25 protein-coding genes and 1 tRNA gene are annotated in these 26,439 nt (G+C 70.0%); 16 read left to right on the forward strand and 10 right to left on the reverse strand.

The window, feature by feature from the left end:
• Positions 1-18: 18 nt before the first annotated feature.
• From GXW74_RS07990 to GXW74_RS08025, 8 genes are all read left to right on the forward strand, one after another.
• Positions 19-999, forward strand: coding sequence for a sigma-54 interaction domain-containing protein (locus tag GXW74_RS07990; RefSeq protein WP_211845955.1), 981 nt, complete (start codon positions 19-21; stop codon positions 997-999).
• Positions 1,000-1,055: 56 nt separating this feature from the next.
• Positions 1,056-2,444: an acyclic terpene utilization AtuA family protein gene (locus GXW74_RS07995; protein WP_211845956.1), complete on the forward strand. Its 1,389-nt coding sequence runs from the start codon at positions 1,056-1,058 to the stop codon at positions 2,442-2,444.
• The gene (locus GXW74_RS08000) at positions 2,444-2,770 is read left to right on the forward strand and encodes a DUF4387 domain-containing protein (protein ID WP_211845957.1); all 327 of its coding nucleotides are present in this window, start codon (positions 2,444-2,446) and stop codon (positions 2,768-2,770) included. Before GXW74_RS07995 ends, GXW74_RS08000 begins: the two co-directional genes overlap by 1 nt.
• 69 nt (positions 2,771-2,839) lie before the next feature.
• Positions 2,840-3,733, forward strand: a complete 894-nt coding sequence (locus GXW74_RS08005) for an ABC transporter substrate-binding protein (RefSeq protein ID WP_211845958.1) — start codon at positions 2,840-2,842, stop codon at positions 3,731-3,733.
• A complete protein-coding gene (locus GXW74_RS08010; RefSeq protein WP_211845959.1) occupies positions 3,730-4,458 on the forward strand; it encodes a maleate cis-trans isomerase family protein in 729 nt (242 codons plus the stop codon). Before GXW74_RS08005 ends, GXW74_RS08010 begins: the two co-directional genes overlap by 4 nt.
• Before the next feature lie 81 nt (positions 4,459-4,539).
• Positions 4,540-5,535, forward strand: coding sequence for a TRAP transporter substrate-binding protein (locus GXW74_RS08015; RefSeq protein ID WP_211845960.1), 996 nt, complete (start codon positions 4,540-4,542; stop codon positions 5,533-5,535).
• The gene (locus GXW74_RS08020; RefSeq protein ID WP_211845961.1) at positions 5,532-6,017 is read left to right on the forward strand and encodes a TRAP transporter small permease; all 486 of its coding nucleotides are present in this window, start codon (positions 5,532-5,534) and stop codon (positions 6,015-6,017) included. Before GXW74_RS08015 ends, GXW74_RS08020 begins: the two co-directional genes overlap by 4 nt.
• Positions 6,014-7,294, forward strand: a complete 1,281-nt coding sequence (locus tag GXW74_RS08025; protein WP_211845962.1) for a TRAP transporter large permease — start codon at positions 6,014-6,016, stop codon at positions 7,292-7,294. Before GXW74_RS08020 ends, GXW74_RS08025 begins: the two co-directional genes overlap by 4 nt.
• A 52-nt stretch (positions 7,295-7,346) precedes the next feature.
• On the opposite strand, the gene GXW74_RS08030 is transcribed toward GXW74_RS08025, so the two are convergent.
• Positions 7,347-8,204, reverse strand: a complete 858-nt coding sequence (locus GXW74_RS08030) for an amidohydrolase family protein (RefSeq protein ID WP_211845963.1) — start codon at positions 8,202-8,204, stop codon at positions 7,347-7,349.
• The gene (locus tag GXW74_RS08035; RefSeq protein ID WP_211845964.1) at positions 8,201-9,250 is read right to left on the reverse strand and encodes a uroporphyrinogen decarboxylase family protein; all 1,050 of its coding nucleotides are present in this window, start codon (positions 9,248-9,250) and stop codon (positions 8,201-8,203) included. The genes GXW74_RS08030 and GXW74_RS08035 overlap by 4 nt, the downstream gene beginning before the upstream one ends.
• A gap of 137 nt (positions 9,251-9,387) precedes the next feature.
• On the opposite strand from GXW74_RS08035, the gene GXW74_RS08040 reads away from it, so the two are divergent.
• From GXW74_RS08040 to GXW74_RS08050, 3 genes are all read left to right on the forward strand, one after another.
• Positions 9,388-10,371 (forward strand): TRAP transporter substrate-binding protein, encoded by a 984-nt coding sequence (locus GXW74_RS08040; RefSeq protein ID WP_211845965.1) that lies wholly within the window; start codon positions 9,388-9,390, stop codon positions 10,369-10,371.
• 73 nt (positions 10,372-10,444) lie between these two features.
• Positions 10,445-11,413, forward strand: coding sequence for a Bug family tripartite tricarboxylate transporter substrate binding protein (locus tag GXW74_RS08045; RefSeq protein ID WP_211845966.1), 969 nt, complete (start codon positions 10,445-10,447; stop codon positions 11,411-11,413).
• A gap of 3 nt (positions 11,414-11,416) precedes the next feature.
• The gene (locus GXW74_RS08050; protein ID WP_211845967.1) at positions 11,417-12,334 is read left to right on the forward strand and encodes an SMP-30/gluconolactonase/LRE family protein; all 918 of its coding nucleotides are present in this window, start codon (positions 11,417-11,419) and stop codon (positions 12,332-12,334) included.
• 217 nt (positions 12,335-12,551) lie between these two features.
• On the opposite strand, the gene GXW74_RS08055 is transcribed toward GXW74_RS08050, so the two are convergent.
• Complete coding sequence (locus GXW74_RS08055; RefSeq protein ID WP_211845968.1) at positions 12,552-13,331, reverse strand: SDR family NAD(P)-dependent oxidoreductase; 780 nt, start codon at positions 13,329-13,331, stop codon at positions 12,552-12,554.
• A gap of 380 nt (positions 13,332-13,711) precedes the next feature.
• On the opposite strand from GXW74_RS08055, the gene GXW74_RS08060 reads away from it, so the two are divergent.
• The 3 genes from GXW74_RS08060 (at position 13,712) to GXW74_RS08070 (ending at position 18,080) form a co-directional block, all read left to right on the forward strand.
• Positions 13,712-15,514 carry a monovalent cation:proton antiporter-2 (CPA2) family protein gene (locus GXW74_RS08060; RefSeq protein WP_211845969.1) on the forward strand — a complete coding sequence of 601 codons (1,803 nt, stop codon included), beginning with the start codon at positions 13,712-13,714 and terminating at the stop codon, positions 15,512-15,514.
• Positions 15,515-15,665: 151 nt separating this feature from the next.
• Positions 15,666-17,246 carry an ABC transporter substrate-binding protein gene (locus GXW74_RS08065; protein WP_211845970.1) on the forward strand — a complete coding sequence of 527 codons (1,581 nt, stop codon included), beginning with the start codon at positions 15,666-15,668 and terminating at the stop codon, positions 17,244-17,246.
• A 366-nt stretch (positions 17,247-17,612) separates the two neighbouring features.
• On the forward strand, positions 17,613-18,080 hold the full coding sequence (locus GXW74_RS08070; protein WP_211845971.1) for a YybH family protein: 468 nt from the start codon (positions 17,613-17,615) through the stop codon (positions 18,078-18,080).
• Positions 18,081-18,399: 319 nt separating this feature from the next.
• On the opposite strand, the gene GXW74_RS08075 is transcribed toward GXW74_RS08070, so the two are convergent.
• Positions 18,400-18,474: transfer RNA gene (locus GXW74_RS08075), tRNA-Gly, on the reverse strand.
• Positions 18,475-18,840: 366 nt separating this feature from the next.
• On the opposite strand from GXW74_RS08075, the gene metZ reads away from it, so the two are divergent.
• Positions 18,841-20,061, forward strand: coding sequence for an O-succinylhomoserine sulfhydrylase (gene metZ, locus GXW74_RS08080; RefSeq protein WP_211845972.1), 1,221 nt, complete (start codon positions 18,841-18,843; stop codon positions 20,059-20,061).
• A gap of 7 nt (positions 20,062-20,068) precedes the next feature.
• Positions 20,069-20,680: a LysE family translocator gene (locus GXW74_RS08085; RefSeq protein ID WP_211845973.1), complete on the forward strand. Its 612-nt coding sequence runs from the start codon at positions 20,069-20,071 to the stop codon at positions 20,678-20,680.
• Positions 20,681-20,926: 246 nt separating this feature from the next.
• On the opposite strand, the gene GXW74_RS08090 is transcribed toward GXW74_RS08085, so the two are convergent.
• From GXW74_RS08090 to GXW74_RS08115, 6 genes are all read right to left on the reverse strand, one after another.
• Positions 20,927-21,436 (reverse strand): DUF3016 domain-containing protein, encoded by a 510-nt coding sequence (locus GXW74_RS08090; protein WP_211845974.1) that lies wholly within the window; start codon positions 21,434-21,436, stop codon positions 20,927-20,929.
• A gap of 331 nt (positions 21,437-21,767) precedes the next feature.
• Positions 21,768-22,505, reverse strand: coding sequence for an ABC transporter ATP-binding protein (locus tag GXW74_RS08095; protein ID WP_246523058.1), 738 nt, complete (start codon positions 22,503-22,505; stop codon positions 21,768-21,770).
• Entirely contained in the window at positions 22,502-23,251 is a 750-nt protein-coding gene (locus GXW74_RS08100) for an ABC transporter ATP-binding protein (RefSeq protein ID WP_211845975.1), read from the reverse strand. The genes GXW74_RS08095 and GXW74_RS08100 overlap by 4 nt, the downstream gene beginning before the upstream one ends.
• Positions 23,248-24,189: a branched-chain amino acid ABC transporter permease gene (locus GXW74_RS08105; RefSeq protein ID WP_211845976.1), complete on the reverse strand. Its 942-nt coding sequence runs from the start codon at positions 24,187-24,189 to the stop codon at positions 23,248-23,250. Before GXW74_RS08105 ends, GXW74_RS08100 begins: the two co-directional genes overlap by 4 nt.
• Complete coding sequence (locus GXW74_RS08110) at positions 24,186-25,067, reverse strand: branched-chain amino acid ABC transporter permease (protein WP_246523060.1); 882 nt, start codon at positions 25,065-25,067, stop codon at positions 24,186-24,188. Before GXW74_RS08110 ends, GXW74_RS08105 begins: the two co-directional genes overlap by 4 nt.
• Positions 25,060-26,301, reverse strand: coding sequence for an ABC transporter substrate-binding protein (locus tag GXW74_RS08115; RefSeq protein WP_211845977.1), 1,242 nt, complete (start codon positions 26,299-26,301; stop codon positions 25,060-25,062). Before GXW74_RS08115 ends, GXW74_RS08110 begins: the two co-directional genes overlap by 8 nt.
• Positions 26,302-26,439: the final 138 nt, after the last annotated feature.

Raw genomic sequence — 26,439 nt, forward strand, 5'->3', positions numbered from 1 at the left:
GTGGAGGCGCCGACGCCCATGGCCTATGCCGACCTGCTGGGGGAGCACGAGAGCATCCGCGCGGTGCGCGACCTCATTGCGCGCATCGCGAGAAGCCCCGCGCGCACCGTCCTGCTCTATGGCGAGACCGGCACCGGCAAGGGTCTGGTCGCCCGCCTGCTGCACCGGCTCTCCGCCCGCGCGGCGAAGCCCTTCGTCGACGTGAACTGCGCGGCCATCCCGGCAAGCCTGATGGAGAGCGAACTCTTCGGCCATGAGCGCGGCGCCTTCACCGGTGCGGCCGGCGCCAAGCCGGGGCTGATCGAAGCGGCGGATGGCGGCACCTTGTTCCTTGACGAGATCCGGGAGATGGACCTGCAGCTCCAGGCCAAGCTCTTGACCATGCTGGACACCCAGCGCTTCCGCCGGCTCGGCGCGGTGAAGCAGACCGCGGCGGATGTGCGCTTCGTCGCCTCGACCAACCGCATCCTGCTCTCCGAGGTGAAGGCGGGGCGGTTCAGGGATGATCTCTATTGGCGGCTCCAGGTCGTGCCGGTGAACATTCCGCCGCTGCGCGCGCGCGGCGACGACGTGCTGCTGCTGGCCGAATCCTTCCTGCGCCACCACGGCGAGCGCTGTGGCCGCGTCATCCGCGGCCTGGAACCGCGCGTGGCCGAGGTGTTCCGACGCTATTCCTGGCCGGGCAATGTCCGCGAGCTCGAGAACCTGATCGAGCGCATCGCCATCCTCGAGACCGAGGAGCAGGTGCTGGTGAACCACCTGCCCGACCGCATCCTGCGCGAGGTGGAGGGCCGCACCGCGCCCGAAGCGACGGAAGGAGAGGGCGCGACCTTCGACCTGCGCTTTCACGAGGCCACCGACCGCTTCCAGAAATCGCTGATCGAGAAGGCCCTGCGCGAAGCCGGCGGCCGCCACGGGCGCGCGGCGGTGCGGCTCGGCCTCTCGCGTCATGCGCTGCGCCACCAGATGCAGAAACTGGGCATGGCGGTGCCCGCCTGATCTGGCACGCGTTGTGCAACGTTGGCGCGAAAGGGCGCCAGCGAAGGCCAGACCACATGACAGAGATCACCATCCTTTGCCCCACCGGGCATCTCGGCTTCACGCCGCTCGAGAAGGACTCCTTCCTCGCGGGCTGCGAATTGAAGCCGGATGTCATCATCGCCGATTCCGGCTCCTGCGACATCGGGCCTTATCCGCTCGGTGCCGACGGCCAGGCGAGCCCGCCGGCCTGGCAGCGCCACGACCTCGAGGTGATGCTGCTCGCCGCGCGGCGTCTCGGCGTGCCGATGATCATCGGCTCGGCCTCAGACACCGGCACGGATCGCGGCGTCGCGCAGTATGTCGCGCTGATCGAGGAGATCGCCGCGCAGCACGGCCTGGCGCCCTTCCGCCTGGCGGCAATCGAATCCGAGATCAAGCCCGAGGCGCTGCGCGCGATGATGGCCGCCGGCACGCCGGTTCGCGGCCTCGACGGGCGCCCGGATGCCGATGAGGCGCTGATCGCCCGCACCGACCGCGTCGTCGCGGTGATGGGCGCCGAGCCGATCGCCGCCGCGTTGCAGGACGGCGCCGATGTCGTCATCGCCGGGCGCGCCAGCGACTGCGCGCTCTTCGCCGCGCCGATCCTCAATGCCGGCATGTCGCCGGCCACGGCGTACTACGCCGGCAAGCTGATGGAATGCGCCTCCTTCTGCTGCGAGCCCTTCATGGGCAAGGAGAGCATCTTCGGCCGCATCCGCGAGGACGATATCCGCGTCACCGCCATGCATCCGGGCCAGCGCTGCACGCCGGCCTCGCTCGCCTCCCACGCCATGTACGAACGCCGCGACCCGTTCCGCGAATACGTCGTCAGCGGCTACGTCGACATGAGCGAGTGCCGCTACGAGCAGGTGGATGAGAAGACGACCCGCGCCAGTGGCGCCCGCTTCGTCGCCTCCCCCACGCCGATGGTGAAGCTGGAAGGCGCGGGCAAGGTGGGCGAGCGGCGCCTCGCCGTGGTCGGCATGCGCGACCCCTACATGATCGCCAATATCGACAAGGCGATCGCCTGGGCGCGCGCGCGCCTCACCGAGCGCTTCGGCGCGCCGGAGGAAGCCGGCTGGCAGGTCTTCTACCACCTCTATGGCCGCAACGGCGTGATGGGTCCGATGGACCCGACAGCGCCGACGCAGCCGCACGAGATCGGCGTGGTGGTGGAAACGCTCTGCCAGGACGGCAGGCGCGGGGAGGAGATCTGCGCCCTCGCCGCCCGCAACCTGTTCTATGCCCGCCTGCCCGAGGTGAAGGGCACCGCCGGTGCCGCCGCGCTGATGTCGGACGAGGTGCTGACCGGCAAGCCCGGCTACGAATGGACGCTCAACCACGTCATGCCGGTGAAGGAGGCGAGCGAGCTGTTCCGCACGCGCCTGCTCACCGTGGACGGCACCGCCCGGAGGGCCGCGTGATGGACCGCCGCAACATGCCGACGCTGCGCGACCTGGCCTCGACCATCCGCAGCAAGAACGCCGGCGTCGACCACATCACCTTCGACATCATCTTCAAGGAGCGCGCGAACTTCGAGAAGGTGCGCGATGCGAAGGTGCTCTCTCCGGCGATCGTCGCCGGGCTGCTGCGCATCCCCGAGAACCGCGTGACCGACTTCGTGGTCTTCGAACCTGCCAACGCGATCAAGTTCACCATCCGGCGCGAACGCCCCTCGGGCAGCCCGGGGGAGCGGGACGTCTTCGGCTCCCAGCAATACGCGCCGCTGTTCGACGTCGAGGTGCCCTGACCCCAGGGGCGCGCGGGGGCTTGCCTTCGCGCGCCGCCGGGGCTCGCATGCGGGGCAGGAGGAACGTCCATGACCCCGCTCACGCTTGCCGTCGTCTCGCGCAACTACTTCAACATGCCGGCCTGGCTCGGCCTGCATGCGGGGCTGTTCGCCGCCGAGGGCATCGTCCTGACCATCGACCACATCGAGGGCATCGAGGAGGTCAACGATCGCCTGCGCTCCGGCCGGGCGCAGCTCGCCTACGGCGTGACCGAACACGTCGTCCTCGATGCCGAATCCGGCGGCCACCAGGCGATCATCGGCGGCAATGTGAACCGGCTGCCCTTCTCCCTCATCGCGCGGCCGGGGATCGAGGGGCTGAAGGGGCTGCGCGGCAAGCGCATCGGCGTCTCCTCGCTGCGCGCCGGCTCGTCCTCGCTGATCATGCGGCTGCTTGCGGAGGAGGGCCTGCACTGGCCGGGCGACTACGAGCTGGTGCCCTGCGGACCGATCCTCGCGCGCTGGGAATTGCTGCGCAGCGGCGGCATCGATGCCGGGCTGCAGGGGGCGCCGCTCAACCACATCGCGCTGGACCAGGGCTTCGTCTCGCTCTGCGAGCCGCGGCAGGATTTCCAGTTCACCAGCCTCGACGTGGACACGCGCTGGGCGGAGGCGAACCGCGACCTGCTGCTGCGCTTCCTGCGCGGCTTCCTGCGCGCACATGAGCGCTTCCACACGGACCGCGACTTCGCCCGCGACGTGGCGGTGATGGAGAGCGGCATCGAGCCGCGCTACGCCGACCGCGCCTGGGACGAATACACGCGTGACGAGATCTTCCCGCGCGACGGGGAAGCGAGCGAGGCCGGCGTGCAGGCCCTGATCGAGACCAGCGCGCTGATCCGCGACCTGCCCGCCCGCGCGCGTACCCACGCCGCCGACTACATCGACCGGCGCTGGCTCGCCGAGGCGAGGGCCTCGCTGTGAGCGCGATCGACTATGGGGACCGCGCCCGCATCGGGTTGATGGTCCCCTCCGGCAACCAGGTCTGCGAGGCGGAGGTCCACGCCATGCTGCCCGCCGGCGTGGCGGCGCTGGTCACTCGCCTCGAACTGCGCGGCAGCTCGGAGCAGGAACTTCTGCGCATGCTGGACTCGCTCGAGAACGCGGCCAGGCTGCTCGCGGATGCGCGGCCGCACCTGATCGGCTTCCACTGCACCGCGGTCTCCACCTTCGCCCCCGCCATGGCGGAGGGCATCGTGCGCCGGATCGAGGACGCCACCGGCCGCCCGGCGACGGCAACCGCCGACGCGATCCTGGCGGCGCTCGGCGTGCTCGGCACGCGCCGCGTGCTGCTGGTCACCCCCTACATTGCTCCGGTGCATGAACGGGAGATCGCCTTCCTGGCCGCGCACGGCGTCACGGTGACCGGCGGCGCGATGTTGGGGCTCAACACCAATGCCGAGATGGCTGAACTGTCCCCGGCCGAAATCGCGGTACGCACCCGTGCCGCCGCCGCCGCGGCACCCGGCGCCGAGGCCTGTTTCATCTCCTGCACCGCGATTCGCTCCGCAGGCCTGGTCGCGCCGCTGGAGGCCGAGCTCGGCATGCCCGTCATCACCAGCAACCAGGTCATGGCCTGGCACATGTTGCGCCGCTGCGGCATCGCCGAGGCGGCGCTTGGCTTCGGACGGCTGATGGCGCTCGGCTGACCCGGTCTTGCCGCGCCGTTGCGACCGCCTATCATCGCGATGACTCGTCCGGACCCAACCGGAGGTCGGAGGAAACGCCCGATGACACGTCTCACCCGCCGCGCCCTCGCGGGCGCCACCTTCGCCCTTGCCGCGGCGCCGGCCGTCCTTCGCGCGCAGGGCCGCACGGTGCTGCGCATAGGCTGGACCAGCGGCGATGGTGCGCAGGACCCTTACGCGAACGGCGCGCGGCTGTTCAAGCAGGCGCTGGAACGGCGCGTCGGCGAGCGCGTGGACGTGCAGCTCTTCCCCAACCGCGCCCTCGGCGACGAACGTCCGATGCTGGACGGCATGCGGCTCGGCACGGTGGACATGGGCGTCATCACCAACGCGGTGATCGCGCAGGTCGAGCCGGCCTTCCAGGTCAATGACATGCCGTTCCTGTTCTCCAGCGAGGAACAGGCGCATCGCGTGCTCGACGGCCAGGTCGGGCAGGCGCTGAAGACGCGCCTCGAAGCCCGCGGCGTCGTGCCGCTCGGCTACATGGAAGGCGGCTTCCGCCACATGATCAACAACATCCGGCCGATCGCGCGGCCGGAAGACCTTCGCGGCATCAAGTTCCGCGTGCTGCAGAGCCCGATCTACATTGAGATGTTCCGCAGCCTCGGCGGCAACGCCGTGCCGATGGCCTGGGGCGAGACCTTCACCGCCGTGCAGCAGGGTGCCATCGACGGGTTGGAGATCCCGCTCGGGATCATCGACCAGAACAAGTACTACGAGGTCACGAAGTACCTCTCGCTGACCGGCCACATCTACTCGATGATCGGCCTGCTGATGGCCAAGCGCAGCTTCGACCGCCTGCCCGCCGAGCTGAAGGGCCCGGTCACCGAGGCCGCAGCCGAGGCGACGCGCGCCCAGCGCACCGCCAATGCCGCCGCCAATACCGGCTTCCTCGAAAGCCTCCGCCGCCACGGCATGCAGATCAACGAGGTCGCGGACAAGGCCGCCTTCCGCCGCGGCGTGCTGCCGATGTACGAGAGCTTCCGCGGCCAGATCGGCGCGGACATCGTGCGGGACGCGCTGGCCGCGGTGCAGTGACCGCGCTCGGCTCGATCACCCGCACGGTGGCGGGGGCGACGCGCGTCTCCATCGCGCTTGCCGCCGCCGGCATGCTCGGCTGCATCACCTACCAGGTGGTGATGCGATACGTGGTCGGCGCTGCCTCCTCCTGGAGCGAGGAGGCGGCGGTGCTGCTGTTTTCCTGGAGCGTGCTGGGCGGACTTGCCCTCGGCGTGCATGAAGGCTTCCACGTGCGCCTGACCCTGCTGCCGGACAGGCTGCCACGTGACGCGCGGATCCCCGCGGAGCGCTTGCTGGATGCCGTCACGGCAGCGCTCGGCGCCTTCCTCGTCTGGTCCGCCTGGCGGTTCCTCGACATCACCTCGGGTTCCGTCTCGGCGGCGATCGGCTACCCGACCGAGATCCTCAATGCGCTCGGCATCGCCTGCGGCGCGCTGATGGCGCTTTTCGGCCTGGAACGAGCGCTGCGGCCCGGCGGCACGGTGGACGGCGCCGCATGACCGAGATCGCCTGGTTCCTCACCGCCGGCTTCGGCCTGATGGTCGTGCTCGGCGTACCCTTCGCCATCGCCATCGCACTGGCCGTCACCGGCGCATTGATCGCCGCCGACATCGAACCCGCCTTCCTGGCGCAATCCGTCATCAGCGGTTCGCAGCAGTTCAGCCTGCTTGCCATCCCGCTCTTCATGCTGGCCGGGGAGTTGATGTCCGCGGGCGGCCTGTCCCAGAGACTGGTGGACGTCGCCTCCACCCTTGTGCGTCACCTGCGCGGCGGGCTGGCGATGGTCACGGTGCTGGCGGCGCTGGTGTTCTCGGCCATTTCCGGTTCGGCACCCGCCACCACGGCGGCGATCGGCGCCATCATGATCCCGGCCATGGCGAAGGCCGGCTACGACAAGGCCTTCGCGGCGTCGATCGCCGTCAGCGCCGGCGTGCTCGGGCCGCTCATCCCGCCCTCCATCGCCTTCGTCATCTGGGGCATCGTGGCGGAGCAATCGATCGGCCGGCTGTTCCTGTCCGGCATCGTGCCCGGCATCGTGCTGGCGCTCGGGCTGCTGGTGATCTGCTGGGTGCATGCCTGGCGCAACGACGTGCCTCGCCTGCCGCGCGCCAGCCTGAAGGAGGCAGCCATCGCCTTCGCACGGGGGCGCTGGGCGCTCGCCTCGCCGCTGGTGGTGCTGGGCGGAATCTACGGTGGCATCTTCACGCCGACCGAGGCGGCGGCCGTCTCCTGCGTCTATGCGCTACTGGTCGGGCTCTTCGTGGAGCGGCAGCTCGACTGGCGGGAATTGCCGAAGATCTTCGCCAGCGCCATGCGCACCAGCGCGATCGTCTGCGCCATCATCGCCGTCTCGGCGGGCTTCGGCATCCTGGTGGCGCAGGAGCAGATCGCGACGCGCTTCGCCACCTGGCTGGCGGCGAACGTCAGCGAGAAATGGATGGCGCTCGCCGCGCTGAACATCGCCTTCTTCCTGCTGGCGGCGGTGATGGACGAGATCGCCATCATGGTGATCCTCGGGCCCATGCTGATCGCCATCGCCAATCGCTTCGGCGTGGACCCGATCCACTTCGGCGCCATCATCGTGACGAATGTCTCGATCGGCATGGCGGCGCCGCCGATCGGCTATTGCCTGTTCATCGGCATGGCGATCAGCGGGCTGTCGCTGATGCGCATCAGCCGGGCGATCTGGCCGCAGATCCTGTGGATGCTGGTGGTGCTGTTCCTCACCACCTACATCCCGGGCTTCGCGCTGATGTTCCAACCGCCGGTGCGGTAGGCGCCGCCAAGCGAAACGCGCCGCGCGAAGGTCTTCCTTCGCGCGGTCGAGATCAGAAGCCGTAGAGCCGTGCCGGGTTGTCCACCAGCACCCGGCGCCGCTCGGCAGCGGAGGGCGCCCATTCGCCGAAGCGGTCGAGCAGCGCCCCGTCCTCAGGCATCCACTCCGCCAGCGAGGGGTGTGGCCAATCCGTGCCCCAGACGCAGCGATCCGGCGCAACATCCAGCAGGGCGCGCGCGAAGGGCGCGACATCGGCGAAGGGCGGCCCGGCCGAGGAAATCCGGTAGCCGCACAGCTTCACCCAGGCCCGCCCGCTGCCGACCAGCCGCAGCAGCGCCTGGAAGCCTGGCGCGTTCAGCCCTTCCGCCGTGCGCACGCCGCCCATGTGGTCCACCACCACCTCCACCGGCAGGTCGGCGAGGCGCGGCGCCAGTTCCGGCAATTGGTGCCCCTCCGCGTAGAGCTGCAGGTGCCAGCTCAGCGGCGCGATCCGCCGCGCCAGCGCCTCGAGCTGATCGAGCGGCGTGCCGTTGCCGCTCACCGCGTTGAAGCGAACGCCCCGCGTGCCGCGCGCGTGAAGGTCGCGCAGCGCCGCCTCGTCGAAGCTGTCGTCCACCACCGCGACGACCCGCGCGCGGTCCAACCCGAAGCGCGCCGCCGCATCCAGGGAACACGCATTGTCCGTGCCGTAGACGGAAGGCTGCACGATCACCATCCGCTCGATGCCGAGCGCCTCCGCCATGCGCAGATAGGCCGGGATCAGTGCCGCCGCCGGGTCGTAGTGCCGCCCCGCATCCAGCGGAAAGCGGTCATAGGGCCCGAAGATGTGGAAGTGGCAGTCGCAGGACAGCGCGGGTGCGCGCCAGGACGGCTTCGGGACGACGTCGAGCGGCGGCAGGGACGGCTTCATCGCGCTGCCCCCGTCAGTTCGCGCCGCACGATCGCGGCGCCTTCGACCATGGCGCGCATCTTCCCGTCCGCGACCTCGCGCGGCAGGTACTTCATGCCGCAATCGGGTGCGACGATCACCCGCGCCGGATCGACATGCGGCAACGCGCGGCGGATGCGCGCCGCCACCGTCTCCGCGCTTTCCACCTTCAGCTCCGCCAGGTCGATGACGCCGAGGATGATGGTCTGCTCCGGCAGCCCCTTCAGCACCGAGGTGTCGAGATTGGACTGCGCCGTCTCGATCGAAATCTGCCGCACCCGGCAGTTGCACAGCTCGGGCAGGAATGAATAGCCGTGCGGCCGCTCGTGGATGATGGCGGCGTAGCCGAAGCAGATGTGCAGCGCCGTCATGCCCTCGATGCCGTCGAGCGCGCGGTTCACGGCGTCCAGGCCGTATTGCCGCGCCTTCTCCGGTCGCGCCTGCATGTATGGCTCGTCGATCTGCACGATATCGGCGCCGGCGGCGAAGAGGTCGCGGATCTCCTCATTGACGGCGGCGGCGTAGTCCATCGCCATCTCCGCCTCGTCCTCGTAGAAATCGTTCTGCGCCTGCTGGGCCATGGTGAAGGGGCCGGGCACCGTGATCTTGATGACGCGGTCGGTGTTGGCGCGCAGGAACTGCACGTCGCGCGCTTCCACCGCATGGCGCCGACGGATGCGCCCCACCACGCGAGGCACCGGGTTCGGATGGCCGCTGCGGTCGAGCGCAGACCCCGGATTGTCGATGTCCACCCCGTCCAGCGCCGTGGCGAAGCGGTTGGAGTAGCTCTCGCGCCGCATCTCGCCATCCGTGATGATGTCGAGCCCCGCCTTCTCCTGCGCGCGGATCGCCAGCAGCGTCGCGTCGTCCTGCGCCTGGTCGAGGAATTCCGGCGCGACGCGCCACAGCTCGCGGGCCCGCACCCGCGGCGGGAAGCGGCCGGCCAGCCGCTTGCGGTCGATCAGCCAGTCAGGCTGGGGGTAGGAGCCGACGAGCGAGGTCGGCAGCAGCGGCAGCGCACGGGCCATGATGTTTCCTCCGTGCGGGAAGGCTAGCGCCACCTCCGCGGCCAGACCAGGGGCGCCCGGGCTTGCAGGACCGGGAGGGCGAGGAAAGAATGATGCCACGGCGACGGATGATCGCCGGCGATCCAGGGAGGATACCGATGCTGTTGCGCAGGTCAGTTCTGGCCGCCGCGATGCTGGCCATGGGGTGCGGCGGCGCGTTGGCGCAGACGCGCTGGACCATGGCGACCGCCTACGCCGAGGGCAACTTCCACACCCGCAACATCCGCGCCTTCGCCGAGGAGGTGGAGCGCGGCACCGAGGGCCGCCTTTCCATCCAGCTCCATCCTGGCGCTTCGTTGCTGCAGATGCCGAGCATCAAGCGGGGAGTGCAGACCGGCCAGATCCAGATGGGCGAGGTGTTGCTCTCGGTACACGGCAATGAGGACCCGTTCTTTGAGGTGGACAGCGTTCCCTTCCTCGCGGACACCTGGGATGCGACCGCCGCGCTCGACCGCACGAGCATGCCTTTCATCCGCGCGCGACTGGAGCGCCAGGGCATCGTCCCGCTCTACGCCGTTCCCTGGCCGAGCCAGGCCTTCTACACGCGCACCGAGATCCGTGCCGTCGAGGACCTGCGCGGCCTGCGCTTCCGCACCTACAACGTGCTGACGACGCGCATGGCGGAACTGCTCGGCGCCGCGCCCGTCACGGTGCAGGTGGCGGAGATCCCGCAAGCCTTTGCCACCGGCGTCATCGCGGCGATGTTCACCTCGGCGCAGACCGGTGTCGACACCAGCGCCTGGGACTACGCGCGCTACTTCACCGATGTCGGCGGCATGCGGGCGCGCAACTTCATCATCGTCAATGCGCGTGCCTTCCGTGCGCTCGACGAGGCAACGCGCGACGTGCTGACCCAGGCCGCCGAGCGCGCGGCCGCGCGCGGCCTGGATGCCGCCAAGGCAGCGGAGACAGAGATGGTCGAGCGCCTGCGCGCACGCGGCATGCAGGTCGGCACACCCTCGCCGCAGTTCCTGGCGCAGTTGCGCGAGATCGGCGTCCGGCAGACCCGGGAATGGGCGCAGCGCGCCGGACCGGAAGGGACGCAGCTCCTTGCGGCCTATCGCGCCGCTATCCCTCGATGAGATGGCGCCGCGGCCCCTGGTGACGGGCGGCGGCGCAGGTTCCCGCCTGTCCGCAAGAACGGAGGATACGACCATGCCATTCGACCGGCGCGCCCTGCTGGGCGCCGCGCTGGTGCCAGCCTTCCCGCGCATCGCCCGCGCGCAGGCCTTCCCGGCGCAGCCCATCCGTATCATTCCCCCTTACCCGCCGGGCGGCGGCACCGACACGGTGGCGCGGCTGCTCCAGCCGCATCTCGCGGCACAGCTCGGCCAGAGCGTCGTGATCGAGAACCGCGGCGGAGCGGGTGGGTCGATCGGCGCCGCCGAGGTCGCGCGCGCACCGAAGGATGGACACACGCTTCTGCTCGACAGCATGGGCCATGTCGTGAACCCGACGCTGATGCAGGGGCTTTCCTTCGACTACGCCTCCGCCTTCGCGCCCATCACGCAGCTCACCTGGCAGCCGCAGATGCTGGTGGTGCCCGTGGCATCGCCCTTCCGCAGCATCGCGGACCTGGTGGCGGCCGCGAAGGCGCGGCCGGGCACCTTGTCCTACGCCTCCTCCGGAAACGGCACGGGCGCGCATCTCGCCATGGTGGAGTTCTCCCGCATGGCCGGGATCGAGGTGATGCATGTGCCCTATCGTGGCGGCGGTCCCGCCATGACCGACCTGGTGGCCGGCAATGTCGCCATGGCCTTCGCCTCCGCCTCCGCCGCGACGGCGCATGTCCAGGGCGGGCGCCTGCGCGGTCTCGGCGCCGCCGGGCTGCGCCGCATCGGCGCCCTGCCGGACATGCCGACGATTGCCGACCAGGGCTTTCCGGGCTTCGACTTCGACGAATGGAACGGCCTTTGGACCGTGGCCGGATCGCCGCCGGCGGCGATCACGCGCCTGCACGCCGCGGCGGTCTTCGCCCTCGCACAGCCAGACGTCCGCGCGCGCATGGCGCAGATCGGCATCGTGCCGGTCGGCAACGGTCCGGATGAATTCGCGGCCTTCGTCGTCGCGCAGCGCGAACGCGCCGCGCGGCTCATCCGTGATGCCAACATCACCCTGGGCTGAGACATGTACCCCGCACCCCCTTCGATCACCGCCGAGATTCATGCCGAAATTCCCGAGGCGCTGCGCATCCGCGGCCGTACGAGCGAGTGGCTCTATGGTCGCGGGGGCGCGACACCGCATTCCTTCCTCGAAGGGCCGTCTTTCGATCGTGCCGGGGATCTCTGGCTCACGGACATCGTCTTCGGGCGGATCTTCCGCGTGACGCCCGGCGGCGAATGGTCCGTCGTCGCGGAATACGACGGCGAGCCGAACGGCCTTGCCTTCCATCGCGACGGCTGGGCCGCGATCACCGACGCGAAGCGCGGGCTGATGCGGCTCGATCCCGCCACGGGTAGCGTCACGCCGCTCTTGCCGCGGGCGCGGCGGGAGGGCTTCCGCGGCGTGAACGACTGCACTTTCGCGATGAACGGGGACCTCTATTTCACCGACCAGGGGCAGACCGGGCTCCACGATCCGGCGGGGCGCGCCTATCGCCTGCGCGCGGGGGCGGAGCAGGCCGATGCGCTGGTCTCCAACATCCCGAGCCCGAACGGCCTGGTGCTGACGCCGGACGGGCACACGCTCTATGTCGCCGCGACGCGCGACAACGCGATCTGGCGCGTGCCGGTGATGCAGGATGGCGGCGTCATCCGCGTCGGGCGCTTCATTGCCATGTCGGGCGGGCTCGCCGGGCCCGATGGAATGGCGATGGACGTGCAGGGCAACATCGCGGTCGCGCATGCGGGGATGGGGACGGTATGGGTCTTCTCGCGCCTTGGTGAGCCGCTGCTGCGCATCCGGTCGCCACGCGGGCTCGGGACCACCAATGTCTGCTTCGGCGGGCCGGAGAACCGCGACCTCTTCATCACCGAGAGCGAGAGCGGCAGCGTGCTGCGGGCACGGTGGGAACACCCGGGGCAGCCGTTGTTCAGTCATGCCTAGGGGCGGTTCCGAGAGGGGCCCTGCCCCTCTCGGGCTCACCCCGCCAAAGGCCGCAGGGCCTTTGGAAACCATGACTCATACCAGCGGCCGCTATTCGCGGCCTCGGCACGAGTCAAGAACTCGTGCCGCTCGTATCAAGGATCCGCGGGTGCAGGGGACCGTGTCCCCTGCTGGGGGAGCTTGAGGGGGCAAAGCCCCCTCAATCGGCCGACCCTATTCAGAGATTCCTGCGCTCCGCCCGCAGCGTCGGCAGCCCGATCCCCGTCGCCTCGAATCCGCCGTCCACGGCGATCACCTGCCCCGTGAGATAGCTCGCGCGGTCGCTGCACAGGAAGAAGATCGCCTCGGCGAGTTCTTCCTCCAGCCCGTAGCGGTTGAGCGGAATGGTATCGTGGTAGTCGCGCCGGATCTCCGGCGTGTGCACCGCCTTGGCCATCGCCGTGTCCACCGGCCCGGGCGCCACAGCGTTGACGCGGATGCCGAATGCCGCGAGTTCCACCGCCTGCTGCTTCGTCAGATGCGCCAGCCCGGCCTTGCTGGTGCCGTAGGCGACCCGCAGTGTTGAGGCACGCAGCCCCGAGATGGAGGTGATGTTCACCACCGCCCCGCCGCCGGTCTCGGCCATCAGCGGGGCGGCCGCCTGGGTGGTGAGGAAGGGGCCGGAGAGGTTCACCGCGAGCACGCGGGCCCATTCCTCCGGCGTCGTCTCGAGGATCGGCTTGAACACCGCCACGCCGGCGTTGTTCACCAGCGCGTCGAGCCGGCCGAAATGTGCCGCCGCCCGTTGGACGGCGGCGTGCACGCCGGCGGCGTCGGCAACGTCGCAATGGAGCGCGAGCGTCGCCTCGGGCGCGGCGAGGCTTGCCATCGCCGTGCCGAGCAGCTCCGCATCGATGTCGAGCAGGGCGACGCGCCAGCCCTCGGCGCGGAAGCGGCGGGCAGTGGCAAGGCCGATACCGCGCCCCGCGCCCGTGACCAGGGCGACCTTGGAGGTCATGGGCCCACCCCTGGCCGCGTGGTGCCGACTGAGGAAGTCATCATCCTGGCGTCTCCGTCCCTCATGGCCGGCATGTTTCCACGCTTCGGGGCCGCGTCCCAGCCGCATGGCGGGGCGGAGCGCAGGAAGCCGGGGAAGGCGGCAATGAGGATCAGATCCATGGCATTGGCATGGAATTCAAATGACCTGTCCGAAAGCCGTTCCTCCCGGCAGCGCTCGGCGGCAGACCGGCGCGGCACCCGGGATGCCGATGAGGAACCCGGCCAGCGCGGCGCGTCGCCGACCTGCGCGTTGCGCCGAGCCGGTCCGCGCGTCAGCATTCCGCTCCAGCAACCGGGGATTCAGCATGACCTTCCAACCTTGGCAGCGGGGCGGCGCCGGTGGCCGCTGAGGCGCACGGCCCCGACCTCGTCAGCGTCGTGGCGCTGCTCGGCGCGGCCGTGGTGGCAGTGCCGCTGTTCAAGCGGCTCGGCCTTGGCTCGGTGCTCGGCTACCTGGTCGCCGGGCTGGTGATCGGCCCCTATGGCTTCGCCCTGTTCAACGATGCGCAGTCCATCCTGCATGTCGCCGAGCTCGGCGTGGTGATGTTCCTCTTCATCATCGGGCTGGAGATGGAACCGTCGCGGCTGTGGGGCATGCGGCGGCAGATCTTCGGGCTGGGCGTGGCGCAGGTGGCGGTGTGCATCCTGCTGCTCTCCGGCGTGGGTCTGGCGATGGGCTTTCCGCCGACGGTCGCTTTCGTGGCGGGAACCGGCTTCGTGCTGACTTCCACCGCCATCGTGATGCAGATGCTCGAGGAGCGGCGGATGGTCGGCATCCGGGCGGGGCAGCGGATCATCGCCGTCCTGTTGCTGGAGGATCTCGCCATCGTGCCGCTGCTCGCCCTTGTCGCCTTCCTCGCACCGGGCGGGGTGGAGATGACGGCAGGGGCGCGGTGGCAGGCGGTGGGGATCGGGCTTGCTTCGATCGCCGCTCTGGTGGCGGCGGGGCTGTGGTTGCTGAACCCGATGTTCCGGCTGCTTGCCGAGGCGCGAGCACGGGAGGTGATGACCGCGGCCGCGCTGCTGGTGGTGCTCGGCTCCGCGCTGGCGATGCAGCTTGGTGGGCTTTCCATGGCGATGGGCGCCTTCCTCGCCGGCGTGCTGCTGTCGGAAAGCGCCTTCAAGCATCAGCTCGAGGCGGATGTGGAACCGTTCCGCGGCATCCTGCTCGGGCTGTTCTTCCTGGCGGTCGGCATGGCGCTCGACCTTGCGGTGATCGCGGCGAACTGGTCGGTCGTCGCTGTCGGCGTGGTTGCCTACATGATGTTCAAGGCGCTCGCCATCTATGGGATAGCGCGGCTGGGGCACGCCGATCACCGCGAGGCGCTGGAGCGCGCCGTGCTGATGGCCCAGGGCGGCGAATTCGCCTTCGTGCTCTACGCGGCCGCGGCGGCGGTCGGGATCATCGATGCCCCGACGAATGCGGTGCTGACCGCCGCGGTCATCGTCTCCATGGTGCTGACGCCGGTGATGATCATGCTGCATGACCGCCTGATGCCGCCGGAGATGCCCTCCCTCGATGGGGTCGAGGCACCGGACCACAACTCGGCGAGCGTGCTGATCATCGGCTTCGGGCGCTTCGGCCAGATGGTGGGCAGTTCGATGCTGACGCGGAACTGCTCCATCTCGGTGATCGACACCGACCCCGAGATGGTGCGGGAGGCCAATGCCTATGGCTTCAGGGTGCATTACGGTGACGGAACGCGGCTCGACATCCTGCACGCGGCCGGGGCGGGACGCGCCCGGCTGATCATCTGCTGCGTGGACGACCGCGAGACGGCGCTGCGCATTGTCCATCTGGTGAAGGACGAGTTCGGCGGCATTCCGGTGCTGGCCCGCGCCTTCGACCGCGAGCATGCGATCCGCCTGGTGGAGGCCGGCGCCGACCATCAGGTGCGCGAGACCTTCGAATCCGCCCTGGCGATGGGGCGGGAAGCACTGATCCGTCTGGGCAATGCGGATGAGGAGGCGGATGAGGTGATCGCCACCCTGCGCCGGCGCGACACGGAGCGATTCGCGATGGAGATGTCGCAGGGGATGGAGGCGGGCCGCCGCCTGCTGCTTTCGCATCGGGCGGACTGGCTCGCGGCGCATGAGGGGATGGAGAGCGAACCGCAGCAGGGCGGCGCAGGCACCCCTTGAGCAGGCGCCGGCGCCGGGTCTGATCCCGCCATCGCCCGGCACGTTGCGGGACTTTGCCTGCGGGGCCTTGCGAAGGCCTGCGAAGCCCTGCTTTGCTCGCGGCGGGAGATCGCAGGTCACCGGCGGCAATGTCGCTGGGAAGGCCTGAGCCATGCTTCGACGTCATCTTCTGACCGCCACGGGCGCGGGACTGCTCGCGCGTCCCGCTTTCGCCCAGCCGGCCGCCGCACGAACCTTGCGCTACGTGCCGCAGACGGATCTCACGGTCCTCGATCCCGTGTTCACCACCGCCTACATCACGCGCCACCACGCGCTGATGATCTATGACCAGCTTTTCGGGCTGGACTCGCAGCTTCGGCCCCAGCCGCAGATGGTCGAGGCCTATGAGGCCGATGGCGACGGCCTGACCTGGCGCTTTCGCCTGCGCGAAGGCCTGCTGTTCCACGACGGCGAACCGGTGCGCGGCCGCGACTGCATCGCCTCCATCCGCCGCTGGGCGCAGCGCGACGCGCTTGGCCAGGTGATGCTCTCGCGCGTCGTGGAGATGACGGCGCCGGACGATCGCAGCTTCGTCATCCGCCTGAGCCGCCCTTTCGGTCCGATGCTGGACGCGCTCGCCAAGATCGGCCCGCCCGCGCTCTTCATCATGCCGGAGCGCATCGCCGCGGCGGATGCCAACACCCGGATCCAGGAGACGATCGGCAGCGGTCCCTTCCGCTTCGTCGCGAATGAGCGGCTCGTCGGCTCGCGCGTGGTCTATGAACGCAATCCGGCCTACCGCCCACGCGAGAGTGGCACGGTGAGTTGGGCCGCCGGGCCGAAGCGCGTGCATCTGGACCGTGTCGAGTGGCACGTGATGCCCGATCCGGGCACCTCCGCCGCCGCCATCCGCAACGGCGAGGTGGATTGGTGGGAGAATCCGCCGAACGACCTGGTCCCCGTGCTGCGCCGCGCGCGCGACGTGACGCTGAAGCGCTCGAGCCCGCTCGGCACCTTCGGCACCGGCGTCTTCAACTGCCTGCATGCGCCCTTCGACAAGCCGGCGGTGCGCCGCGCCGTGCTGCGCGCCATGTCGCAGCAGGATTTCATGACCGCGGCCGCCGGCGTCGATCCCTCCCTGTGGAACGCGGAGGTGGGCGTGTTCACGCCGGGCTCGCCGCTCGCCAATGCCGCGGGGATCGAGGCCATCACCGGCCCGCGGGATATCGAACGCTCGAAGCGGGAACTGCGCGAGGCGGGATATCGCGGCGAGACCATCGTCATGCTGGCGCCCTCCGATCAGCCGGTGCTGATGGCGTTGGCGGAGGTCGGGCGGGATCTGTTCGTGCGCCTCGGCATGGAGGTGGACTACCGCGTCTCCGACTGGGGCACGCTGGTGCAGCGCCGAGCCAGCCGGGAGCCGCCGGCGAATGGCGGCTGGAACTTCTTCCACACCACATGGAACGGGCTGGACGGCATCAATCCCGGCGTCATGCAGTTCCTGCGCGCCAACGGCGCGCAGGCCTGGTTCGGCTGGCCGACCGTGCCGCGCCTCGATGCCCTGCGCCAGGCGTGGTTCGACGCGCCGGACCTCGCCGCCCAGCGCAGCGCGGCCGAGGAGATCCAGCGCGTGGTGTTCGAGGAAGCGCCCTATCTGCCCTCCGGCCAGTACTTCGCCAACACCGCCTTCCGCCGCTCGATCACCGAGCCGATCTCGGAAGTCTTCGCCTTCTGGGAGGTGCGGCGTAGCTGAACGGGGTCCTTGCGGAGGCGGCGGAAGGCGTGGCGCCGCCCATTGTGCGCCCGGCGCCGCGCCTCCGCCATGTGCCGGCTTCCTGTCGGCGGGACGGACGGCCCGATCGCCTGCGCCGCCGCCTGCGAGTGCCTGGGTGAGTGGGTATCAGGCATCGCGCAATCGGTGTCGCCGTCCGGCTTCTCCCGCGATCCCCGCTGCGGAGGTCACGGGGCCATCGGTGCCGCCGCCCGCGGCACCGCGCGGGCGATATGGCCGGCGATGGCCCGGATCGGCATTGGTCCGGAGGAAGTGCCGGGGGCTGCGCCATTGACCGATCCGCTGCCAGGCCCTGTGCTGGCCTGATCCAGTGAGAGCACACCAAACATGACAAACCTTCCCGTCCCCGAGGCATCTGCGGCGACCAGGGCCGAAATCCTGGACTGGCTCGAACGATTCGCGGCCTGCGTGCGCGAGGTGGATTTCCGCAGTGCCTATCCCTTCTGGCACGACGACATCGTGATCTTCGGCACCTACCAGGAGCTGGTGCGCAGCCGGGAGGCCTGGACCGACACGCAGTGGTCGAATGTCTGGCCGCGCACCAAGGACTTCGCGATCGACGCCGTGAACACGCTGGTGCTGTCCTCCGAGGACGGGAAGACCGCCGTGGCGGTCGTTCCCTGGACCAGCACGGGCTTCCATCCCGACGGCACCGAGTTCCCGCGTCCGGGACGCGCGACCATCGTGCTGCAGAAGCAGCCGGACGGGCGCTGGGTCGGCGTGCACAGCCATATGTCGCTCGGTCGCGGCGTGCCCCAGGATAGCCATGGGAACCGTCCCATCAAGGCGCGGTGAGGGGCCGTCCGGGGCAGGCGACAGGGGAGGGCCGCCCTTCCAGGCCGGTTTTCCGCGGCGAGGCGCGACCTGGAGGGCTGGTGCGGCGAGTTGCGCGTTGGGGAGGGGCGGCTGGGCGGCGAACAGTCTTCCCCGCGAAGTCGCCGCATCAGCGGCGGACAGAACAGATATGCCGACCACTGAGTGCAGAGGCCGGGGGGAGCCGTGCAGGAAGTCCCGGAGACTACCGAAGCAGGGCAACTTCGTCGGCGCGAGCGGGTCGGCGTTCGCTGCAACCGGTGCAAGAGCCCGGATCGCTGGATTTTCGAGGGGGGGGTGCTGGAGCGGGCGATGGGAATCGAACCCACGACATTCAGCTTGGGAAGCTGACGTTCTACCTCTGAACTACGCCCGCAGCCCTCCCTCTATAGGCGGGGCGTGCCGTGTCGGGCAAGCTACCCCGAAGGGCGTCGGCGGCGGCCGTGCCGCGTCGCATCGGCCAGCACCCCGGCCTGCCGCGGCATCAGGTTGCCGCCTGCAAGACCTCCGACCGCCGCCACCGCTTGACCGCCGGCCCCCGCCGGGCGTAACGACAGGATCGGCGGAAACGCCCCTCGCGATTTGTCCGGCCAGCTTGCGGCGAGGTTCCTTCGGGGTCCCCATCAATGCCGCGCAGCGGCGCGGTGGGGGAAAACAAGCGCGCTAAACGGCCGTGGGGATGCCGCGCATTCCTACCCCCGTGCAGGGGCCGGACGCCGTTCTTCCGTGAAGGTGTCGCCCCATGGCCAAGTCCCGTCCCGACCATCCGCTCCGCCCCGCCACGCTGCTCGTGCGCGGCGGGCAGATGCGCTCCGGCTTCGACGAGACCGCCGAGGCGATGTTCCTCACCTCCGGCTTCGTCTACGACAGCGCAGCCCAGGCCGAGGCGACCTTCGCCGGCACGGTCCAGCACTACCAGTATTCCCGCTTCGGCAACCCCACCGTCGGCATGCTGGAGGACCGCATCGCCGCCCTCGAAGGGGCCGAGGCCTGCCGCTGCACCGCCACCGGCATGGCCGCGGTGCACGCCGCGATGCTTTCCCACCTCAAGACCGGGGACCGTGTCGTTGCCTCGCGCGCGCTGTTCGGGTCCTGCCACTGGATCGTCTCGACCCTGCTGCCGCGCTTCGGCATCGCGACGGAATTCGTCGACGGCGCAGACCTGGCGCAGTGGGAAGCAGCGCTGTCGAGGCCCGCGAACCTCGTGCTGCTCGAAACGCCGTCCAACCCGATGCTCGAGATCGTCGACCTGCGCGCGGTCTGCACGCTGGCGCACAGGGCCGGCGCGATCGTCGTGGTGGACAATGTCTTCGCCACCCCGCTGCTGCAGAAGCCGATGCAGTTCGGCGCCGACGTCGTGGTCTATTCCGCGACCAAGCATTTCGACGGCCAGGGCCGCGTGCTCGGCGGCGCCGTGCTGGGCTCGAAGAAGTGGGTGGAGGACACGCTGCAGCCCTTCATCCGCAACACCGGCCCGTCGATCAGCCCGTTCAACGCCTGGGTGATCCTCAAGGGGCTGGAGACGCTGCACCTGCGCGTGCCCGCCATGTGCCGCGCCGCCGCCGCGGTCGCCGACATGCTGGCCGAACGGGCCGAGGTGGAGCGCGTATTCTACCCCTTCCGCGCCGACCATCCGCAGCAGAAGCTCGCCATGGCTCAGATGTCGGCCGGCGGCACGCTGGTCAGCTTCGACCTCAAGGGCGGCAAGGAGGCGTGCTTCCGCTTCATGGACGCGCTGCAGCTGATCGACATCTCCAACAATCTCGGGGATTCGAAGTCGCTGGCGACGCACCCGGCCACGACGACGCATATGCGCGTGGGGGCGGAGGAGCGCGCGCGCCTCGGCATCGCGGAAGGCACGGTGCGCCTCTCGGTCGGGCTCGAGGATGTCGAGGACATCATCGACGACCTGTCCCAGGCGCTCGACGCGGCCGCCGCGCCGGCGGCGCGTGCGGCGGAGTGACGGCACGATGACCTTGGATGCCTGGCTCGCCTTCCTGGCCGCGACCGCGGTGATGCTGGCGATACCCGGGCCGACCATCCTGCTGGTGATCGGCCAGTCGCTCGGCGCCGGCCGGCGGGCGGCGCTGCCGCTGGTCGCCGGCGTTGCGCTCGGCGACCTGACGGCGATGACGCTGTCCCTGGCCGGGCTCGGCGCATTGATGGCGGCCTCGGCGACGCTGTTCACGATGCTGAAGTTCGCCGGCGCGGCCTACCTGGTCTGGCTCGGCCTGAAGCTCTGGCGGGCGCCGGTGGAGGAGGGGGCGATGCCCCCCGTCACCGCCCGCCGCGCCTTCCGCGACGCCTATGTGGTGACGGCACTGAACCCCAAGAGCATCGCCTTCTTCGTTGCCTTCGTGCCGCTCTTCGTCGATGCCACGGCGCCCTTTCTGCCGCAGGCGGTGGTTCTGGTGGCCAGCTTCGTGACGCTCGCGGCGCTGAATGCAGGCCTCTACGCCCTGCTCGCGGTACGCCTGTCGGGCGCGGTGCGCCGGCCTGGTGTCCGCCGGGCCTTCAACCGCGGTGGCGGCGCAGTGCTCATCGGCGCCGGCCTGGCCACGGCGGCGATGCGCCGTGCCTGATGCCCGCGACGCCGCCCTCGCACGCGGGCGGCGTCCCGGAAGAAGCTGGGGTTCCGGGCTCATGCCCCGCATGCCGCCCGGCCAGGACAGACCGCGGGCAGCCGATCCCTCGGACCAGGCCCTCGATCGTCCGCGCCGCCGCACCAGGACCACGTTCGGCCGCCTGAAGCACTGGAGGCGCATCGCAACTCGCTATGACCGATGCGCCACAAACCTCCTCGGCGGCACGATCCTCGCAGCGCCTGCCTAACGCCGCGTCAGACGCCCTGCGGTGCCGAAGCGATCGGCGAACCAATCGAGCAGCATGGGCTCCTCAAAGCGCAGAGGGGCGCCCGATCGAACGGCTTCCGGCCTTTGCAGATAGGTCATGTCCGTCAGAGTCTCCTCGCCGCTGGCCACGACGCGACCCTCCTGCGAGAGCGAGTACCGCAACCTGATGCGCGGCCACGTCGTCGGCTCCATGACCCGGATGCTGGGGTTCGGGACCTGCCAGGGCGGAAAGTAGCCCGCGAGATCAACGTCGAGGACTTCGATGAGGAGGACCTGGCCTGGCGGCAGGTCCTGCCCGATGCGCTCGAATATCCGGCGCAGCCCGACGAGCGTCGGCGAAGTCTGATCGGCAGGCCTCGCCGCGTAGAGATTGGCGTCGGCGAACGACTGCGGGTTGACGAAAGTCACCCGCACTTCCGCCTGCGCCGGACCTGCGGCCACCAGCCCCGCAATGCCTGTCGCGGCTATCGAGAGAACGGCACGCATGGCTGCATCCTCCTGGTCCGCTTTGCGCCTGCACATGCAACGCGCGCATCATATAGGGGGGTGCGCCGGAAGCGGTTGCAGATAGTCAAGCCTGCCGTGCCTGGCAGGAACGTCATTCGGGCGACAGCCTCACCCGCCGCGAGCGCCGCTCCGGCCACTTCGCCTCGCCTCGATCCGCCCAAGGTTCTGCCAGGCATGAGAAAGGGCTCTGACGGTGCCGGCTCCGGCTGGCCCGGCTCGCGAACAACGGGTCAAGCGGCGGGGCGATTGCGACATGGCATCTACGCAAGCCCGGCCCGCAGGATCCGGAATTGTCACGAAGCGACCCGGCCTACACGCCAAGGTGATCGGCCAGCATCCCGCCCGCCGCCAGAAGGTCCGAGGACGCGCCATCGAAGACGATCCTTCCGCCGGCAAGGATGACTGCGCGTTCGCATGACCGCAGCGCCAGGGACAGGTTCTGTTCCACCAGAAGCACCGTTTTCCCCTCGCCGGCCAAGCTGCGCAGGGTGTTCACGATGACCTCCTCTGCCACCGATGGCGCGAGCCCCTCGCTCGGTTCGTCGAGCACGAGCAGCGAGGCCTGGGTCAGCAAAGCGCGCCCGATCGCCAGCATCTGCCTCTCGCCGCCGCTCAGCGCGTTGCTCGGCGTGGCGCGCCGTTCGGCCAGGCGCGGAAAGAGCTCGAACACCCGTTCGAGCGACCAGGCGCCGGGCCGGCCGCGAAGCGTCGCCAGGCGCAGGTTCTCGACGACGGTCAGATCCGGGAAGGCTCCCCGCCCCTGCGGGACCAGCGCGATGCCCAGCCGGGCGATGCGGTAGGTCGGCCAGCCGGCGACCTCCCGCCCCATCACTTGCACGGACCCGCCGACCTGCGGTCCGAGGTTGAAAACAGCCTGCACCAGCGTGGTCTTGCCGGTCCCGTTACGGCCCAGCACCGCGACGCGCTCTCCGGGGCGCAGCACCAGGGACACATGCTCCAGCACGGCTGCCCCGCCATAGCCCGCCGAGACGCCGGACAGGGCCAGCACCGGCTCATGCGGCATCGGATCGGCCGCGCGCATCATCATCCACCCGTCGAGCCGAGATAGGCGCGGCGCACCTCCGCGTCCTCGCGCACCTCGGCCGGCGTGCCGCTGCCGATCACCCGGCCGAGTTCCATCACCACCACGCGGTCGCAATGGCCGAACACGATGTCGATGTCGTGCGCCACCAGCAGCAGCGCCGTGTCCGCGTGGTTGCGGCGCAGGATACCGAGCAGCCTGTCGGATTCCGCGCGCGTGAGTCCGGCCGTGGGTTCGTCCAGCAGCAGCAGCCGGGGCGACAGCGCGAGTGACATCAGCGCATCGACGATGCGGCGTTCGCCGTGGGACATGTCGCGCAACGGCGTCTCCGCGCGGTGCGCGAGACCGGCATCCCCCAGCAGCCGCACCGCGATCTCGGCCGCCGCCGAGGCAGCACGGGCCCCGCCGAACCAGCGCAGACCGTCACCGGCATGCTGCCGCACCGCCATGGCAATGTTCTCCCGTGCGGTCAGTCCCGGAAAGACCATCGCCGTCTGGAAGGTGCGCGCCAGGCCGCGCGCCACCCGTTGGGCCGGGGCCATCCCGTCGATCGACTGCCCGGCAAGGCGGATGCTGCCCTCATCGGGGCGCAGGAAGCCCGTGATGACGTTGAACAACGTCGTCTTGCCGGCGCCGTTCGGACCGATCAGCCCGACGGTTTCCCTCTCGCCGACATCGAACGCGACGTCGCGGAGCGCGCTGAAGGCACCGAAGCGCTTTCCGACGCCACGCAGCTCGAGAATGGCCGTCATGCGCCGCGCCGGCGCAACCGGTCCCGCAGGATGCGCAACCCGCTCGCGATGCCGTTCGGCAGCAGCAGCACCGTCAGCACGAAGACCAGCCCGACGCAGAGCTGCCAGCGGTCGGTGTAGGCACTGAGGTAGGTCTGGATGCCGAGATAGACCGCGCTGCCGATGAAGGCGCCCCACAGGGAGCCGATGCCGCCGATCACCAGCATGATCACCATCGCCGCCGACTGCGTCCAATGCACGCTCTGCGGGCCGACATAAAGGTTGACGAAGGGAAACAGCGCCCCGGCCGCCCCGGCCAGGGCGCCGGCGAGGACCAGCGCGCGGAAGCGCACGGCAAACAGGCTGTAGCCCAGCGCCGCCATGCGGATCGGCTCCTCGCGCGTGCCGACCAGCGCGCGGCCGATCGGCGCCGCCACGAAGGAGCGCCCAACGACAAATGCGACGGCCGCCAGCAGCGCGGCGAGCAGGAACAGCGCACGCGCGGTGGACAGCGTCCAGGGACCGAGGGACAGCGCCGGCAGGCCGCGCAACCCGTCCGCACCGCCCGTCACCTCACGCCAATGGAACGCCACTTCCCAGACCATCTGCCCCATCAGCAGCGTCAGGATCAGCAGGAAGAGATGGCCGCTGCGCAGGACCACCACGCCCATCAGCGCGGCCAGCACCATGCCCGTGGCGATGCCGCTGCCGAGCACGAGCGCGACGTCGCCGCCCCACTGCCGCGCCGCGATCGCCGCCGCATAGGCGGCTCCGCCGAACAGCGCGGCATGGCCGAGCGACATCAGCCCGCCGAAGCCGATCAGGATATCGAGGCTCATCACAGCGATGCCGAACAGCAGGATCTCGGCGAGGAAACGGAGCACGAAATCATCCGCCAGCAGGGCGGCGGCCGCCGCTGCCGCGGCGGGCAGCGCCACCATCGCGATGTTGCGCTTCATAGCCGCCGCAGGGGCGGCGCCACCAGCCCGGCCGGGCGGAGCAGCAGCAACAGGGCGAGGGCGGCGAAGGCCGCGAGATTGGCGAATTCCGGAAACCACACCTTGCTGAAGGTCAGCGCGAAGCCGACCACCAGGGCGCCGGCCACCGTGCCCCCGAAACTGCCGAGCCCGCCGACCACCACCGTGACCAGCGCCAGCAGCAGCACCTCCTCGTCCAGGCCCGGATAGGCGGCGAGCATCCCCGCGCCGAGCGCGCCGCTGAGACCGCCGAGGCCCGCCGAGAGCACCAGGACCACGGTGAAGACGCGGCGCGTGTCGATGCCCAGTGTCTCGACGATGCCGCGATCCGTCACCGCGGCGCGCAGCACGGCGCCCCAGATCGTGCGATCGAGCAGCAGCCACAGCAGCAGCCCCAGCGCCACCCCTGCCGCGATGAGGAACAGGCGAAAGACGGGAAACGGCATGTCGAGGATGAAGACGACGCCCTGCAGCGCCCCGGGCAGTTCGGGCAGCAGGATCTGCGCGCCGATGCCCCAGCGCATCAGGTCGGCGAAGATCAGCGACAGCCCATAGGTCAGCAGCACCTGCATCAGGTGCGGCCGCGCGTAGAAGTGCCGGAAGGGAAAGCGTTCGAGCAGCGCGCCGGCGAGGCCCGCGGCGAGGAAGGCGGCCGGGAAGGCCAGCCACCAGGGGGCGCCGGTGCCGAGCCAGAAGATCGCGACATAGCTACCCATCAGGAAGAAGGAGCCATGGGCGAGGTTCACGAAGTTCATCAGGCTGAGCACGACCGAGAGGCCAAGCCCGTTGAGCAGCAGCAGGGCGGAAAAGGACAGCGCGTTCAGCGTCTGGATCGCGGCGTAGCCCAGGAAATCAGGCATTGGGCCCGGGATCGCGGAGCTGCGGATAGGTATGCACGACCGTGTTGATCACCCCGCCCGGGGCCGAGCGGACCTCATGCACATGGATGTCGAGGATCGCCTGCCCGTTGCGCGGATCGAAAGGCATGCGGCCGAAGGCGGTGTCCACCGGCGCATCGAACAGGGCCTGGCGCGTCCGCGCCCAATCGGTCGGGTCGCCGCCCGTCCGTTCGGTGGCGGCGCGGAGTACCTGGCCACAGGCATAGCCGGTCGTGCTGAACTCCCCGGGAAGGCCCTTGCCGCTGGTGCGATAGGCCTCGACGAAGGCGGCGCTAGCCGGCGCGGTCGGCGACTGGTGGAAGGTATTGACCGCACCGAGGGCGGCATCGCCCACCGCAGGCAGCACGTCTTCCTGGTCGAAGCAGGCGCCGGTACCGGTCAGCCGGATACGCCCGGCGAGGCGATACTCCTTCCATTGCCGCAGGAAACGCACCGCGTCGCTGCCGGCGAAGAAGACGTAGACGGAGTCCGGCCGCTCGGCGGCGATGGCGGTGAGCAGCGGGCCGAAATCGGCGCTGCCCAGCGGCGTCCAGAACTGGCGGCCGATCCGCCCGCCGAACTCCTGATAGGTCTGCACGAAGTCGCCGACGAATTCGCGCCCCGCCGCATAGTCCGACGCCGCGGTGACCACCCGCGCGCCGGGGTGCGTCTCATGGGACCGGCGCGCCGCGGTGCTGCCGAGCATCCAGTTGGTCTTGGTCGGCCGCAGGATGTACGGGCTGACGGCCTTGCGCGCGAGGTCGTTGGCCGAGCCCAGCAGAAAGGTCGGCATCTGCGCTTCCGTCACCACGTCGCGCAGCGCCAGTGCGACGCCGGAGTGGATGACACCGCACAGCAGATCGACGCGGTCCTGGCCGATCAGTTTGCGCGCCTTGCGCACGCCGTCATCGGGGCGGGCCTGGTCGTCCTCGACGATCAGTTCGACCGGACGGTCGGCGAAGCGTTCCCCCGACTGCGCCAGCAGCAGGCGCATCCCGGCGCGCATGCTCTCGCCAAGGGCGGCGAAGGGGCCGGAGAGGGACGTCACCATCCCGATCCGCAGGGGGCGCGCCTGAGCCAGCGCCGGCGTGGCCAGCGGCGCGAGGGCGCCGGCCGTGGCGCCGACGAGCAGCAAGCGCCGCGTTGCGGCAGCCGACGCGGCGGCGCGCGCCGAGGCGCTGGACGCGCGGCCCTCGTGATCGGTGGCGTTGGGCATTGTCGGTTGCTCCGTGGCGGCGCGTCGGCGGCCGCGCAAATGCGACTAAGTCGCATTACTCTTGGCAGAGCTGCCCACCACCGGCAAGGTGGCTTCCCACATGGGGAAGAGCACGGCTCCTTGCCGGACGTGGCCTAT

It is taken from the genome of Neoroseomonas eburnea (genome assembly GCF_018129005.1).
GTDB classification, from domain to species: domain Bacteria; phylum Pseudomonadota; class Alphaproteobacteria; order Acetobacterales; family Acetobacteraceae; genus Neoroseomonas; species Neoroseomonas eburnea.